At 65.4% G+C, this 231-nt stretch carries 1 protein-coding gene; it reads left to right on the forward strand.

What is annotated here, in order from left to right; translation table 11 throughout:
- The coding region (locus SB765_RS34325; RefSeq protein ID WP_410933116.1) for a VENN motif pre-toxin domain-containing protein at nt 1-231 on the forward strand (231 nt) is incomplete at both ends.

Below are 231 nucleotides of genomic sequence, written 5' to 3' on the forward strand. Positions count from 1 at the left end.
GTAAGGTTAATACCGAAGCGAACCTGATGGCGCACGCGGTGCTGGGTGCGGTAACCTCGTACGCGGCGGGCAATGCTGCGCTGGCGGGCGCCTCGGGCGCGGTGATGGGCGAGTACATCGCGCAGCAGATGTATCCGGGCGTTAAACGTGAAGACCTGTCTGAGGAGCAGCGGCAGACGATAAGCGCGCTGGGTACGCTGGCAGCGGGTCTTGCGGGCGGCGTTGTGGGTG

Source organism: Pseudomonas sp. SIMBA_067 (assembly GCF_046534675.1).
GTDB classification, from domain to species: Bacteria; Pseudomonadota; Gammaproteobacteria; order Pseudomonadales; family Pseudomonadaceae; genus Aquipseudomonas; species Aquipseudomonas putida.